Annotated in this window: 10 protein-coding genes and 1 pseudogene; 6 read left to right on the top strand and 5 right to left on the bottom strand. The window is 63.9% G+C overall.

Features of this window, described 5'->3' with window-relative positions; genetic code table 11:
• The first annotated feature begins 133 nt into the window (after window positions 1-133).
• Both HD592_RS02570 and HD592_RS02565 read left to right on the top strand, forming a co-directional pair.
• Window positions 134-628 carry a hypothetical protein gene (locus tag HD592_RS02570; protein ID WP_184451660.1) on the top strand — a complete coding sequence of 165 codons (495 nt, stop codon included), beginning with the start codon at window positions 134-136 and terminating at the stop codon, window positions 626-628.
• A gap of 45 nt (window positions 629-673) precedes the next feature.
• Entirely contained in the window at window positions 674-2,155 is a 1,482-nt protein-coding gene (locus HD592_RS02565) for a hypothetical protein (protein WP_184451658.1), read from the top strand.
• A 96-nt stretch (window positions 2,156-2,251) separates the two neighbouring features.
• Here the strand turns inward: HD592_RS02565 and HD592_RS12455 are convergent, their stop codons facing one another.
• From HD592_RS12455 to eccCa, 4 genes are all read right to left on the bottom strand, one after another.
• Window positions 2,252-2,806 carry an FHA domain-containing protein gene (locus tag HD592_RS12455; protein WP_321082990.1) on the bottom strand — a complete coding sequence of 185 codons (555 nt, stop codon included), beginning with the start codon at window positions 2,804-2,806 and terminating at the stop codon, window positions 2,252-2,254.
• A gap of 692 nt (window positions 2,807-3,498) precedes the next feature.
• Entirely contained in the window at window positions 3,499-4,305 is an 807-nt protein-coding gene (locus tag HD592_RS02555) for a PP2C family protein-serine/threonine phosphatase (RefSeq protein WP_343058716.1), read from the bottom strand.
• Between the two features lie 130 nt (window positions 4,306-4,435).
• Complete coding sequence (locus HD592_RS02550; RefSeq protein WP_184451652.1) at window positions 4,436-4,972, bottom strand: hypothetical protein; 537 nt, start codon at window positions 4,970-4,972, stop codon at window positions 4,436-4,438.
• Window positions 4,973-5,054: 82 nt separating this feature from the next.
• Window positions 5,055-9,086, bottom strand: coding sequence for a type VII secretion protein EccCa (gene eccCa, locus HD592_RS02545; protein WP_184451650.1), 4,032 nt, complete (start codon window positions 9,084-9,086; stop codon window positions 5,055-5,057).
• A gap of 144 nt (window positions 9,087-9,230) precedes the next feature.
• On the opposite strand from eccCa, the gene HD592_RS02540 reads away from it, so the two are divergent.
• Both HD592_RS02540 and HD592_RS02535 read left to right on the top strand, forming a co-directional pair.
• Window positions 9,231-10,571, top strand: a complete 1,341-nt coding sequence (locus HD592_RS02540; protein ID WP_184451648.1) for a hypothetical protein — start codon at window positions 9,231-9,233, stop codon at window positions 10,569-10,571.
• A gap of 104 nt (window positions 10,572-10,675) precedes the next feature.
• Window positions 10,676-11,710, top strand: coding sequence for an FHA domain-containing protein (locus HD592_RS02535; RefSeq protein ID WP_184451646.1), 1,035 nt, complete (start codon window positions 10,676-10,678; stop codon window positions 11,708-11,710).
• Window positions 11,711-12,339: 629 nt separating this feature from the next.
• Here HD592_RS02535 and HD592_RS02530 read toward each other — a convergent pair.
• Window positions 12,340-13,240, bottom strand: a pseudogene (locus HD592_RS02530) (IS256 family transposase); the annotation flags it as partial.
• A gap of 252 nt (window positions 13,241-13,492) precedes the next feature.
• On the opposite strand from HD592_RS02530, the gene HD592_RS02525 reads away from it, so the two are divergent.
• Both HD592_RS02525 and HD592_RS02520 read left to right on the top strand, forming a co-directional pair.
• Window positions 13,493-13,789 carry a hypothetical protein gene (locus tag HD592_RS02525; protein WP_184451644.1) on the top strand — a complete coding sequence of 99 codons (297 nt, stop codon included), beginning with the start codon at window positions 13,493-13,495 and terminating at the stop codon, window positions 13,787-13,789.
• A 6-nt stretch (window positions 13,790-13,795) separates the two neighbouring features.
• Window positions 13,796-15,157: a C2 family cysteine protease gene (locus tag HD592_RS02520; protein ID WP_184451642.1), complete on the top strand. Its 1,362-nt coding sequence runs from the start codon at window positions 13,796-13,798 to the stop codon at window positions 15,155-15,157.
• Window positions 15,158-15,162: the final 5 nt, after the last annotated feature.

The following is a 15,162-nucleotide window of genomic DNA, read 5'->3' as shown; positions in this document are numbered from 1 at the left end:
CGATGAGGACTCGCCGAAACGGTGTTCTCAGTGGGAACCCTTGACGCCAGGAGGCTCGGCATGAGAAAGGGCTTTCGTTCCCCCTCCGAGGCTCTTAGGATTCAGGAGCGCCCGCCCATCGCGAAGGAGCAGCATGGCCACTGAGAGTGAATTCGACACCGAGAGCGTCACCGCTGCCTCCAATACCTTAGATGCACGCGGCACGCCGGCGATTTCGACCGCGACCGACAGTTCCTCCGACGTCCTTAGTCGTCAAAATCCCACCAAGTGGGGAACGGAACGTGGCCCGAGCGCATTCTCGCCCAGGTATTCCGCGTACCTCTCCTCGCTCGAGCGGGAGATGGCAACGATGCGCGATCAGCTCGCTTCCTTCATCGAGTCAGTCCGGCAGGTCGCGGTTGCGGTAGAGAACAACGAGGCCGATCTTCACGACGCCTTCCACCAGATATCCACAGATCTGGACGAGCAACCCGATGCGCCGACGAGGCCCTACGGCCACGAAGGCGCAGATGCAGACCCGACGATTGCTCCCGAATCCGAGGCAACTCCTGCGTCGGCGTCGGCTCAACCGGTCGCGAGTTCGTCCGAGTATTCGGCCATCGGCCCATCCGATGGCACCGGGGCATGATTCCCGGTCCAGATTCTTCCACCCCTGTATTACGGAGGCTCCCCGATGAGTGGCGAATACGATCGACTCCTCGCCCTTGACCATTTAACGACCGACGATTCCGCCGAGATCGACTCCGTCAACGCCATCACACAGTCAATGTCCGAGTGCGAAGCCGCTCTGGCGGCCTTCAGGTCGGACGCACAGATGTCAGGCGATATTGCACGCGCCGTCAATTCCTGGATTGAAGAATTCTCCGGCAAACTCGCCGATCGGAAGGCACAACTCGAACTCAACCTCGCCGTGCACAATGCGGCGCGCGCCGCCATGGCAACCGCTCGCGCGCGCCGTCTCGAGGAGGCTGAAGGCATCCTCATGTCCCCCTCCGAGTACAACGAGTGGGCCCGCCAGCCCTCCGTCGAGGTCGGCGGCGTCTGCTACACGGGTGCAGCCTATGCTGCGGCGCTTCAAGATCAGCTTCGCGCTCAACGCGACGAGATCGCCACGCTCATCCTCAACGACATGAATTCCGCAATCGAGGACTGCGCCAACGATGTGAACACGCAACCTGGCACACACGAGGACTCCGAACCGGATCCCGGTGCTGGCGATCAATACACGGGCACGCGATCCGGCGGCTTCAACGCGAACGCTGCCACTGCGAGATCGGTGGCGTCATCGGCCTCTTTCAGCGCCGCCTCCCTGGCCTCGGCGACTCTCGGCGGTGCCGTGCTCACCACCCGCGCAACCTCGACCGTCACCGGGCTAACCGCGCCGACGTGGCAGCGTCCACCTGCCGGGCATCAGGGCTCACCCGGCAACCCGATCAACGACCCCCAGCAACTCCACCACCACGACCTGCTCCGCACCCCTGTCAACCGGCGGATGACCCCCGACGGCCCGACGGGCGGATACCTGCCGCGCGACCCCCACGCGCTCGAGGCCCTGAGGCGCCAACGGTCGACGGCCGAATGGTTGAATTCCTCGCCCGGCGCCGGCAACGGCGGGCGCACACCGTCCATGGCCGCTATCGGCGGAATGCTCGGGGTCGGCGTCGCCACCGGCGCGACAGTTTCCGCCGCATCGGCCTCCGGGGTCTCCTCCCTTGTCACCTCGACCGCAGGCGGATCCGCACTCACCTCGCATGTCGGCGGAACCGGCATGCTCTCCATGAACAACCAGCAGGCCGCATCGGCGACTGCTGGCAGCGCCCCACAAGCCATGTTGAACGGCGGAGCCGCATCCACGGCAGCCAACGCTTCACGTGCAGGGGCAGGCGGCGAGGGTGGCACCGGAGCCCGCACAGGTTCGGCCCGGAGCGGGGGTGCTCTCGGAAAACTGGACCGCGCAGGGGCCGCGTCCTCCGTCCAGTCGGGACAATCCTCGAAGGATCAGAAGGATAAGAAGCGCTCCTCGTCCCGCATCGGATACGACGTCCTGCGGATCGATGACGAGCCGACCATAGAAACCCGCCCTCAAGCGGCCCTCGAATCCGGCTCCGCCCTCGATCTGGCGCCCCTGCCTTCACAGGAGTCAGATCAGTGGTAATTCTCCGGATGACGTCCTGATGCATCCGGTATCCGTCGAACAGCGCGCCGGGGTGGGCTCTCGTGAGAGCCCACCCCGGCGTCTACAGGATTTCAGTCATCGAATCCTGAACTCGATCGTCGTCCCCTCGCCGACATCAATGAGATCGCCATCAGTCAAGGGGACCATCACCATGGGGGGCACCTCCTCAAATGCGCCATCTGCATGACGCACGAGCGTGCCGTTGGCCGACCCCACGTCCATCAACGACCACACCCCCGGAGCGGTCGCCATCACCGCGCAATGCGAACGTGAAATCTCGGTCGCCGGACTCAGCACGCGCAGAGTCGTCGCCGCGGGACGACCGGAAATGGCACGCGCATCGGGGTCTCGGCCAATGACGACGTCACGAGTGACCTCCGTCGGAGCGGTCCCGCCGTACAGGAGGAAGGCCGTCGGCCCGGCCGGTGCGCTGCCCTCTGCCCGCCGCAGAATCGTCGCCTCCGCGTCCTTCACCGATCTCATCCGCTCAAGCATCTGAGGAGTCATCGTCTCCTCGAACGCCTCAGGATTCACCGGCGTGTCAAGCGTCGAGGCGACCGGCGGAACGAATTCTTCCACCAGTACCGCGGAAGCAGCCGGAACCAGCGGGGGAGGCTCTTCCTCCGGCATCGACACCTCCTGAACGAGGAACGGCTCCGGCTCTGCAGCAGGAGGATCGGGAGCCCACAGGAATCCCCCATCGGCCGGAGCGGCTTCCGCCTCCTCGACTCGCTCGACGCCCCCGACCTGCGTAAGCGTCGGGATCGGGACATGAGAAGCCGCTTCCTCTTCGAGCGCGATGGGAAAAGCCCTCCTCTCGGGCAGTACAGGCGCCGAGACCGATGGAGAATGCGCCTCAGGCCGTGGAACCTCCGGAACGCATTCGGTCTCATCCAAGCCCCGACCGATGCGCACCCACCCGGCCTCCATTCGATCGTGAGCGGCAACGCGCCACGCGGTGCCCTGCGGCTCGTCGGAACGCTGCCCGACAGATGCCTCCAGCACCCGCCACTCCACCGGATTGACCGGCCACGCCCAGATAGGCGCCCTCCACGCCATTAGATCATCAGAACCGACCCTTCGTCCCTGCACCATTGCGTCGCCAAGCGCCGTGAGATACGGCTGTGACCCCGAAAGATCGAAGAGAACGAGATCGCGCCCGGACTGCATCATCTGCGACAGCCAGCGGCCGATGTCCTCGCGACCCCACACGATATCAGCGGCCGCGTCCGCGAGGTCCGGCTCGACGAGGCACATCCCCACCGGCCCGCACACCAGAACAGCACCCGCCCCTCGAACGGCGAAACGTCCAACCTGGAGCATCACTCCCCCACTTCCGCATCTAAACCCCGACGCATAGTCGTCGTCGACGCGGGGCGCACTGCCCGAATGAGACGAGAGCCCGCCTCACGATCGTCTCCCACCCGCATCGCACGCGAGGCGTGAACGACGACTGCGGTCGCATTATCGCGCGTGCCACACGCGATCGCGGCGTCGACCAGCTCATTCGCGATCCGCTGCGGCTCGCCGCCCGAGCGGACGATCCGCAGGATCTGCCCCTCATCGACGACGCCATGAATCCCGTCGGAACAGATGACCGCATGATCGCCCTCGAAAAGGGGGACGAGGGCGTAGTCCGCTTCGGGCATGCCGGCCATGCCCGCGCCCAGAGCACGAGTGACGATATTCGACGGCGGGAAGGAGATCTCCTCCCCCGTGGCTTCAGCCAGATCGCGCGCCTCCTGAACAGCTGAATGATCCCGTGTTGCCTGGCGGATGGACTCGCCTCCCACGATGTAGGTGCGTGAATCCCCGATGTTGAAAGCCAGCCAGAAAGGGCCCTCGTCCGTGTCGAGGGTGAGAACGCCCGTGAGAGTCGATCCGGGAGCGGCCGTGGGATCCGCCGGGTCAGCGAGGACCGCGACCGCCTGGGCGGAGGCGCGAATCCCGGCATCCAGATCCATCAGATCGGCACGACGTCCGCCGAGAGCATCTGCACTCATATTCCCCTCGAGGACGCGAAGAGCGGTCGATGAGGCCCGTGCCCCTCCCTCATGACCGCCCATGCCGTCGGCTACGGCGAACAGCGGCGGCGACGCGAGCCAGGAATCCTCGTTCCGAGGACGCACCGGCCCGGCATCACTGGCAGCACCCCACCGGGTAAGCAGAACCGAGCCAAGTCGTGACAGATCCACCGCCCCTCACCTCACTGTCTTGTTGCAATCGCGCACCTCGTCCTCGTCAGCGGGAAGCGCCCCATCACTTCTTCACGAGCAGATCGCGATAGTTCTCCGCATCATCGGGTTCAACACCATTCGTGTTGATCGTGAATCTGTAGCGATCGGGCAAGCCCGACTCGATGACATAGGTGACGTCCCACGAGGAGTAGTACTCGCAGCTCTCATCCGTGCACAAGTCCATCGTGCGGTCACCGAGCCGCCAGTGAGTGGCATTGGACATCAGGGCGTGGAACCGATCGTTCGTGGCAGTAACGGTCCCGTCCTCGTTGAGCATGAACTCCGAATCGCTCATCTCGCCGAGGAGGTCGAAGGGCGACATCGGAGTGCCCACGACGGCTGAGATGCGCGTCGCCTCCTCGACGATGGCGTCCACGGCCGTTCGATCCTCAGCGGCCGCGATCCTCTCCTTGTAGTCGGATTTGAGTCCGACTCCGATATAAGGGAGGGCGTCAATCTTCTCAGCCGGATCCGTTGAGCAGCCCGATAGGCTCGTCGCCAGAAGGATGGCACCGAGAACGACCGTCGCGCGCAGGCGCGGAGAACATGATGCAGACACGCTGAACCCCTTCATGATTGCGATGATCCAAGGCTAGGCGAGCCTTCGGACGCCAGACAAGGCCGTTCGCCGCCCGCCGGGTTCACGGGTGCGGCTCCGTCCACACGAGCTGCGCTCGCAGATGCCCTGCGTCGCGCGAAACGACCTGTGCGCGTCCCGGAATGGACTTGACCGGCTTGATCCGGCCGATGACCGCCCCTTCATCGGGACTGCCCGACAGCATGATGCCCGTAGCGCCCAGCTCATTCATCGACTGCAAGACAGGTTCGAAGGCCGCTCTCGAAGCTCCGCCCATTCGGCGGGCCACGACGATGTGCAAGCCGATGTCCTGCGCCTGAGCCATGAGACCCTGCAGAGCCGTCAGCGGATTTCCCGAGACCGTGGACACGAGATCGTAATCGTCGACGAGGACCCAGACCTCGGCCCCGGTCCACCATGAGCGATTGCGCAGCTGATCGGCCGTCACCTGATCGCCGGGCATACGGGTGCGCAGATACCCCGCCAAGTCGCGCAGTTGCTGCTCTGCTTCGTCCTTCGTCGTCATATAGCCGGCGAGATACTCCTCCGGGACCTCTCCGAGGAGGCTCCGACGCAGGTCGACAACGAAGAGTTGCGCCTCCTTCGGAGAACTCGTCCGCATGACCTCGCGGGCGATACCGCGCAGGAACGTCGTCTTCCCCGACTTGGAATCGCCGAAGAGATACAGGTGCGACTCCGAGCGTGGGTTGAAGACGAGAGGCCCCAGTCGTGTCTCTTCGACACCCAGAACGAGAGGCGGGACAGTCGATGGACCCGGGTCGTCCACCGGCAGTCCGAGGATCTCGTCGACCGTGATCGCCGACGGAAGCAGACGCAGCTTCGGTCCCGGCCCCATCGGCGCAGCCGCGCGGATCCTCTCAATGGTCGCGGCAACCCCCTCGGCAAGAGTCGACGGGTCATGAATGCCGTCGGTACGAGGTAGAGCGACGAGGACGTGGTGCGCATCCGCATCGATCCCCCGACCCGGCCGCTCCTCGGGGATGCCCTCCTGGCCCCTGCGGTCGATCTGCGAGTCCGTCGCCTCCCCCAGACGCAGTTCCAGTTTCGACCCGATGAGGTCTCGAACCTGCTGGCGCAAATCCATCCAACGGGTCGTCGAGGCCACCAGGTGGACGCCGAAGGTCAACGCACGAGCGAGCATCTGCTGAACGCGCAGGTCCAGGCCGTCGAAATCCGATTTGAGGGTCCCCCACCCGTCGACGACGAAGAAGACATCGCCGTAACCGTCATCAAAACGCCCCTGTGCGCGTCCCTGACGGTAGGTGTCGATCGAATCGATCCTGTTCTCCCGGAAGTACTTCTCACGATCCGCGATGATGCCTTCCAGTTCGGAGAGCATGCGATTGATCGTCTCTTCGCGATCGCGCGTCGCGACGCCCGCGACATGCGGGGCGCCTTCGAAGGGGGTGAAGGTTCCGCCGCCGAAGTCCATGATGTAGAACTGCACCTCCTGCGGAGTGTGCGTGAGGCACAGCGACATCACGATGGATCGCAGCGCCGTCGATTTGCCTGTCAACGGACCGCCGACCACGGCCATGTGGCCGTTCGCGCCGGAGAAGTCGAATTCGAGGACGTCGCGACGCTGTTCGAGCGGCAGATCGACGATGCCCAAGGGGCACCGCAGGTGGCCCTTGGACCGCCATGTTTTCGACACGTAGCCCAGACGGGGATCGGCGGCGAGATCGGGCATCAACGAGTCCATCGTCTCCGGCACGTCGAGCGGGGGAAGCCAGACCTGATGGGCGGGGACGCCTTTGCCCGTCATCCGCGCGACCGCGATGTCCATTTCAGTCATGTCCGCCCACCGCGCATCGCCCGGCAGGACGAGCCCATCGGCTTGGGGATCCTCCGCCTGGGGCTCGTCGCGTTGGAGCACGGGAGTGACCGTGAACGGAAGGATTGTCATCGCCCGAGATCGCGAGCCCGCGTCCTCTCGGACGGGCACCGCCTTGCGAGCGGGCGGAGGAGCCGCGACGTAGGAGGCGCGGAAGCGGATCATCTGATCCGTCCCCGGTTTGAGGTAGCCGACACCGGGGAAGGACGGCAGCTCGTACGCGTCCGCGACGCCGAGGACCTCGCGCGATTCCGCCGCCGAGAAGGTCCTCAAGCCGATGCGGTACGACAAGTGCGAGTCCAAGCCCTTGAGGCGACCGGACTCCAGCCTCTGCGAGGCGAGCAGCAGGTGGATCGACATCGAGCGCCCCAGACGGCCGATGGCGACGAAGAGGTCGATGAATTCCGGTTTCGCGGTCAACAGTTCGGAGAACTCGTCGAGAATGATGAAGAGGGCCGGCAGCGGTTCTCCCCGATGCTTGCCTGCGACGCGGTCCGCCTCGTAGTCCGACACGTTCGCATAGTTGCCCGCCGCTCGCAGAAGCTCCTGGCGTCGGACCATTTCACCGCGCAAAGCGTCTTGCATGCGGTCGACGAGGGACAGCTCCGACTCGAGGTTGGAGATCATCGCCGACACGTGGGGCAGTTCCGACATTCCCGCGAAGGTCGCACCGCCCTTGAAATCGACGAGGACGAAATTGAGCTGTTCAGGTGAGTGGGTGAGCGCCATCGCGAGGACGATCGTGCGCAGAACCTCCGACTTGCCCGATCCGGTGGCGCCGATGAGCAGGCCATGCGGGCCCATGCCCTGTTGCGCGGCCTCCTTGATGTCGATGAGGACGGGAATGCCCTCCGGAGTCACGGCGAAGGGGACCTTCAGACGATCACGGCCTTCACGGCGAAGCCACTGCCGTTCCGGATCGAAATCACGAATGTCGCCGATTCCGAGCAGCTCCATGAGATCCTGCTGCCGTTTGGGATCGGAACGACCGACCGGCGATTCTGCCTCCGGGCGTTCCTCTTCCGAATACCGGGTCATGCGCCGCGCGATGGCCTCCGCCTGGGGAACGCCCACGGCGTCGGCGACGGCCACGACCGGGTTGCGGTCCATGAGGATGACCTCCATCGCCCCCGACGCTTCACCTGTCGCGGCGGGGTGGATGATGAGTCGAAGAGTCGATCGGGACGTCATCGGCCCCCAGTTATCGACCGGGCTGATGATCGTGACGCCGATGGCGCCTTCGATCGATCCGAGTCGAGTGTTGGCCGGAAGGTTCTTCCCATCGCAGACGAGGAGCAGGTGAGGCCACGGGGAGGCCCCATCTCGAGCGCGGAACGCGGGGCGCGTCGAGATCTCTTCACCCACGAGATCCGCCAGCTCCGCCGGATCCGTCGTCACCATTCGCGCAGGGCCGAGCGCATCGGAAAGCACTGCGGAGCGCGCATGAGGCAACCACTTGACCCATTCCCATTCGTTGAGTCGCTCGGGAGTCGTGAGAATCGCGACTCTCAGGGCATTCGGGGGAACGAAAGTCGTCAAGTGAGTGATCATCGCGCGAGCCTGAGATCGCGTCTGCTCATGGCCTCCGCAGATCTCGACATGGCTGAACTCGCCGAGCATGACTCCGAAAGGCATGTCGTCGACCGTCGAGTGAGCGGCGAGGAATCGGGACATCGCCGAATGACACACAACATCAGGATTGGCGAGCGGCGGAAGCTCCGGCTCGACCAACTCCATTGCGAGATCCTGGGTCGACGAACCCAATCTGACGTTGAGCAGCTGGTCGGAGCCGACTTCGCGCTCCCAGAGGCGAGAGCCTTCATCGGTGATCAGAACCAGGGCGTTCGGATCGGGCAGGTGCCAGTTGATGTATGTCCGTTGCCTCGAGGCAACCGCGCGCACCGTTTCGCGTGTCTCCGACAGATAAGCCAGATACTCGCGCCGAAGGCCGTTGACTTTCGCGCGATGCCCGGACACCTGCCGATAGATGTTGAAGGCCACCATCGACAGCATCGCGACGACCATGGCGCCAGCCATGAGCAGCATGCGCGTGTTCTGCCCTTGAGAAAGCGCCATGAAGACCATGACGCCCATCGAGCCCATCATCGGAATGACGGTGGCGAGGATGGAGCCCATGCCTGCAGGTTCGGCTTGATCCGGAGGAGCCTGCAAAGGGATGTGTCCGGATGGCAATTCAGGCGCACTTGTCCGGTCGACCTCGTCCGCACCGATTCGATCCATGAACCCCTCCTCTTGATGGATCCGAAGACCTCATTCGCGCGCTTCATACTATCGTCGGAGTGTCGGCACGAACATCCGCATCGATGACGGCGCGCGGATTCTGAGGATGCCCGCGGATCGTGATGAGTGGAAAGGAGGGCGCGCTTGAGACAGTCACTCGCCTACGCAACAATCGTCGACCGGACTGGCGCCCACGACTACACCGTTGCCGAGGGGACCACCGTCGCCGGTCTCATGGCGACGATCGAGGTCGACCTGAGCGACCGGTCCCTCAACATGACGACCTCGGATGGCACAGCGGTGGACGCCGGAGCGATCATCGGTCGCGATCTGCCCTCCGGCGTCGTCATCGCCCTCTCGGGACAGATGGAATCACGGAGGATCGCCACCCGCGCGGCCAGGCTCAACGAGTTCCCCTGGCTCCGCCCTGTGCTGGTGGACATCGTCTTCCTGTCATCCCTCGTCGTCGCCGAAGGCGCTGCCCTCATACTGCCTATCATCGGCTTCTGGACTCCGCCCGTGGCCACCCGGTGGATCACGGCGGTCATCTGCGTCATCTCCTGCGCTGCGGCGATCACCCGAGTGCGGGTCCGCGATCAACCGTGGCTAGTCCTGTCCCTGTCGGCGCTCTTCGGTGCGACCGCAGCAGCGCTCGTCCCGCTCGACGCCGAGTTCGCGATGACCGCGACCCTCCTCACGATGCTCTGGTGGGCGCTGATCGGAAGCCTCGCTGCATGGGCGATCTACGACTTCACCCTCGGGGCGTTGACCGCGCGAATCTGGGCCGCCGCCGTCTTCGCTGCGTCGCTGAGTGCGTATCTCGAGATCGATTTCGTCAGCGCGGCGCCTCTTCTCCTCACCTTCGCCGTCCTTCTCACAGCGTTCACTCCGTCCTTGGCGATCCGCGTCCCTGAAACGCAGCTCCTCGATCTCCCCGTGGTCGCGACGACGGCGGGTTCCCTGCGCCGCCCCGAGCCGTCCGCTCCTTCGAAGATCACAATGCGCCGCGTTCTGCGGACGATTGAGGATGGGCGCGTCCGAACACAGACGCTCCTCCTCGTCTGCACGGCGACCGTTCTCCTCAGCGCCCCTTCAGTCGTCCAGTTGATGGATCACCGGACATGGGAGGGTCGTGCGGCGATCGCCCTCGTCATCTGCTCATGGATCACCCTGTTGATCGCCGGTCGCAATCGACGCGAGCGCAGTGCACGCATCCTGCCACGGATCGCGGCTATCGTCCTTCTCGTCTCGGCGTTGACCTCCGCGCCATTGACTTCCCTCTTCGGAATGCGGATGTGCGCCATCGCCCTGCTGGTCCTCGGCGGCGCTCACCTCGTGAGCGCTCTCGTCTCTGTCGTGCACGAGCCCACTGCCCTCGTCAGCAGGATTCTGGACATCCTCGAGTCCCTGAGCCTCGTCATCCTTCTGCCCGCCGCCGTGTACACGGCCGGCGCTTTCGATTTCATTCGACAGGTGGCCTCATGACCGCGATCACTCCTCACACGCCGAGCGGTGCCCGCCCGGCACGCTCCGGATCGTATCCAACGGATTTCGCTCCCGCCCGAGCCGCGCAGAGGCTCGGCGCTCTCATGATCGATCTCGGTATCGTCGTCGCCGTCTGCGCAGCATTATGGATATCGCGCCCTTCCCTTCTCCTGATCGCGATGATGTCCATTCAGCTGACCATCATCGGCGCGCTCGTCGTTTCGATCACTGGGCGATCCCCCGGCGCGCTCGCCATGAAAACCGCGCTGCTCTCACACGACTCGACTCGCGCACCCGGCCTCGCCAAGGGGCTGTCCTCCGGATTCCTCTACTACCTCATGGCGCTCACCCTGATCGGGGCGCTACTGTCGGCACTCATCTGCACAGACGGGCGCGGATGGATCGAACGCATCACCGGCACCCGGTCGGTCGACCTCACAAAGGCGCTCGAAGAGTCCAATGACTTCGTCCGGCGCGTAGGCGGACGGGCTTCACGTCGCATTCCGTCCCCGCCCCAGGACCCAGAAACCATCGTGCGCAGCACCGACGCCTCCAACGGGTTCTCAGCAGTCGGAGCGACGACGGGATCCCGCACTCCCCCGGCACCCGCGCCGACTGCGCCGCAGATCCCGAGCGCCGCGACATACCGCCCCATCGTCCCCGTGTATCCGGTCGATGCCGGCGCCGGAGAAGGTGCGGCTCCGCCCGCCGAGGCGCCCGCCCCCACCGGCGCGCCCGTTCCGGCTGCGCCTCCGGTTCGGCCCGGGCCGTCCCCGTCAACGCCGCCCGCTCCGATGCCGAAGCGTGAGATCTGGGCGATCCTGGATTCCGGGGAGCGAGAACTCATCGATTCGACGCTCATCCTCGGACGGGCACCAAGCTCCGATGACCCCGCGGCCCGGCTCGTGACGATCGCCGATTCCACCCGCTCTCTGTCACGGACCCACCTCCGGCTGGGCCCGACCCGAAGCGGGGTCTGGGTCGAGGACGCATTCTCCGCCAACGGCACGAGCGCCCGCACTCCTGATGGCACGCTCGCCGAGCTGCCACGCGGTCAGAAGCGATCAGTCCCCATCGGAACGGTCCTCATCATGGGTGAGCGCACACTGACGATCACCGCGGATTCGCTCCGGGCCTGAGACTTGAGACTGGCGCTCCGAACGGCTCATGCCTGACTCGTGCAGTTTTTGTTGTTTTCTGGTTTTGTGTGTGTTTGGGCTGGTCGGGGGTGTGGAGTGGTCTGTTTGGGTCACTAATTTGTCGGGTAGGACCGGGGTGACGCCGTTCTTGCGTAGGGCGCGTACCGCTTCGGGGGCGGTTGCAGTGCAGATCGTGGAGACGCTTGGACGGACGAACCGTGTAGTTGAGCATGTGGGAGCCGCTCACAGTGCGGTCGAGCTCGCAGCTCTCGTGCAGGCGGCGAATGAGCATCTGCATCCTGATCAGGGTGCACTTGACGTTTTCGCGACCGGATCAACGCGGACAGCGGTCATTGAAGCGAAAAGATCACGCTGAATGTGGGAGGTCCTCGAGACCCCCTATGCGGACCTGGGCTTTGATGTTCTTGCTGATAAGGCGTTCAAACAGCTCGTGCTCGCCCGGATTGTGGAGCCGACTTCGACGGCGGACACGATCAGGGTGTTCGAGGATCTGGGTGTTGCGCACGCGAGCTTGCGGACACCGGGTCAAGTCTCAGGGGGTGGTGTGGTTTGGGTTCTTTCGATCTGGGGATGGGTTGGGCGTTGGGTTTGAGGAGGGTGTCGGTGTCGACGTCGTCAAGGAGTCGGTCGAACTGGGCGTGGACCGAGGTGGCGTCGGGCCGGTCGTAGACGCAGTGCAGCATCGCTCTTGACCGCGGACCACAGGCTCTTGGGGGTGACGGGCATCAGCTTCGCGGCGTAATGCGTTCTGCAGCGCTGCCAGACGGCGCCGGGCAAGGGCTCGCCGCGATCACACGAGACCCTGGTGAGCGTCGGAGGTGACCCGAGCGAACGGCCGGCAAGACCCCGGGCGACAGGGTTGGCGAAGAACTCGTTCCAGGCGGCCCCGGTCTCGGAGGTCGCGACCCGCATACCGAGGACCTCTCAGCGTCCGTCGGCGTTCACGCCGGTCGCGACCAGTACCACGGTGTTGATCACCCGGCCGCCCTCACGCACCTTCATGGTGAGCGCATCAGCAACGAAGGTGAACGGGCCGGCATCCCCGAGGAGGACGGTGGCGGAACTGCTCGACATACTCATCAAGGGTTGGTGGCCATGACACAAACCTGGGACTTGGAGAGCCGATCGATGCCGAGGCTCTTAATGAGTTTGTCCATGCGACGTGTCGAGACGCCGGCCAGGTAGTAAATCCGCGACGACGATGATCAGCGCGGTCTGGGCGCGTTTGCGAGGCTCGAGCAGCCATTCCGGGAAGCTAGGTGCCTTGTCGCAGCTTCGGGATCTGCACGTCGATCGTGCCGACCCGGGTGTCCAGGCCGCGGTGCCGCTAGCCGTTGCGTCACACGGTTAGCGCAACGCTGACCCCATTCCGCGCTGACGACGGTCCGCGCCGGCGCACAGCAACGCGTTGATCATCGTCTGCAACAAGCTGCGCATCAGATCCGAAGACGCATCGGCCAGCGCTTCAGCAAGCAGGCCAACAGGGCCGACAATACGAGGCGCGGTCATCGTGATGACGCCTTTCGAGTGGGATATGAGAGTCTCCCCGAAAGACCACACGATGACCACACCCACCTCATAACAACCAGGCCGACCACCACGAACCACACCACGATAAAGGACACTACCCAGACGAGCGATCGTTAGCCGTAGCGGGAGGCGCTAGCACGTGTCGTTCGAGTTCCCTCCCTTGATAGTTCAAGGAGAGCACGCTAAGGTGAAGCCCCGCGGCGAGGGAGCGCAGGTATGGCGGATTTCAGCATGAATAGCGACGAAATGTCCCGTTTGAAGGCGCACCTGGATGATCTGGAGACGACCTACTCGGGCTTAGAACTCCCCTCGAATCCCGGACCCTCGGCTTTCGGCGTGCCCATCGTCGCCTTGGCGTACGACATCTTTCGTTCAGACTTCGCAGAACGAAGCGGAACCATCTCAAAATGGTGCAGCAGAACATCCCTCGCCGTCACCGATACCGTTAAATTCGCAGAGGACGAGGATTGGTTCTGGGTCCAGGTCTGGTCCCTCGCCTTCAACTGGGATTCCACGATTCCGGAGTGAGAAGCGATGATCACTATCTTTTCGTCGATGGTTGCAGACGCCCCGGGTGATGCGAATGTGATCTATACCTTGGCCTCGTCGGTCCGAGACGCGAAGACAAAGCTGGAAGCGGCCGAGACGTCATTCGCCAGTCAGGCGAATATGGCCCCGAATTGGGAAGGCCAGGCGCGAGATGCTTATGAGAACTCGTTCAGCGAAATGCGTCGACGCACGGCTGCTCTGACCGACGGAACTGGCGATGGAGCTACGAGCCTCGAAATCTATGCAGGAGAGATAGCATCCACGCATTCCGCTGTCGAAGCTCTACAAACAGAAATGCAGCGCATGGACCAGCGACTGGAGGAGGCGGATCCCGCTGACCGCAGCGTCCTCTTCTACGCCATGCTTCCTTCGGCGTTCAATGTGGCCGGAGAATATCGCTTCCGCATCGGGCATTTGAAGCAGGCAGCGACAACGTGTGCGGCCGAATTGCGGGAGGCGCTGCATCTCGAGACTGTTGCAGTGGATAACGAGGGGAATCCAACGTCGGCTTCGGATCGCCGTGGACTCAGGCCTGATGAAATCGACGCGATTAATGCTCAGCTGAAAGGCGGCGATATCAGTTACCGTGACGTCAATCAAGGAGCTATTGGAGACTGCTACTACCTGTCCGCACTCATGGCGCTGATGAACACTGATGAAGGAGACGATTGGCTCCGCAGCTGTATCACGCCTCATTATGCGGCCGACGGGACGATTGACGGCTACCTGGTGACGGTCTACGACGACCCTTTGCATCCCGATGCCTCTGCATCGCAAACGGTCCTGGTTAGAGATATCTACGCCAATGGTGTCAAGGGAGACGATGGAGAAGCGGGCATCGCCACCCTCTTCGAAGCCGCGTACGGGCAGATCCACCCGCAGGGAGTTGGCGGCGCAGGTGGCAAGGGCAACGACATATGGGGTGGGTGGCCTGAAGAGGCCCTTGAAGATGTCACCGGTGAGGACGCCACGACCGTGAACAGCGGCGGCCAGGGCGTCTTCGGTTGGGGGGCGGGTTACTCCCACCAGGAGCAGCAGCAGATCATTGATGCGCTCGACAACGGACAGCCGGTCGCTACTGAGACAGCCACGGGCGCCGGTTCGTATGACAAGGATGGCCAGGCGTCGGTGAATGTCACTGTCGACGGGCAGCCAGAAACGATCCGGCTCTACGACGGTCACGCGTACATGGTGGTTGACGCCGATGAGAACGGCGTGGTCCTGTGTAATCCTCACGGTTCCAATCCGATCGCCGGCGGCGGGGCGACCGACGACGGTGAATTCAGGATGTCCTGGGAGGACTACGGCACCTACTTCGGTTCGACATCAATGGGGCGCATTCCATGATGCGG

The organism is Schaalia hyovaginalis (assembly GCF_014208035.1).
In the GTDB taxonomy this organism is placed as follows: domain Bacteria; phylum Actinomycetota; class Actinomycetes; order Actinomycetales; family Actinomycetaceae; genus Pauljensenia; species Pauljensenia hyovaginalis.
This window is presented reverse-complemented; position numbering and strand designations above follow the sequence as displayed.

What these genes read in the sequence shown, in the direction of transcription:
- eccCa (WP_184451650.1), bottom strand. Translation starts at nt 9,086, where the DNA reads ATGGATCGAATCGGTGCGGACGAGGTCGACCGGACAAGTGCGCCTGAA.
- HD592_RS02535 (WP_184451646.1), top strand. Translation starts at nt 10,676, where the DNA reads ATGATCGATCTCGGTATCGTCGTCGCCGTCTGCGCAGCATTATGGATA.
- HD592_RS12455 (WP_321082990.1), bottom strand. Translation starts at nt 2,806, where the DNA reads ATGCCGGAGGAAGAGCCTCCCCCGCTGGTTCCGGCTGCTTCCGCGGTA.
- HD592_RS02525 (WP_184451644.1), top strand. Translation starts at nt 13,493, where the DNA reads ATGAATAGCGACGAAATGTCCCGTTTGAAGGCGCACCTGGATGATCTG.
- HD592_RS02520 (WP_184451642.1), top strand. Translation starts at nt 13,796, where the DNA reads ATGATCACTATCTTTTCGTCGATGGTTGCAGACGCCCCGGGTGATGCG.
- HD592_RS02565 (WP_184451658.1), top strand. Translation starts at nt 674, where the DNA reads ATGAGTGGCGAATACGATCGACTCCTCGCCCTTGACCATTTAACGACC.
- HD592_RS02570 (WP_184451660.1), top strand. Translation starts at nt 134, where the DNA reads ATGGCCACTGAGAGTGAATTCGACACCGAGAGCGTCACCGCTGCCTCC.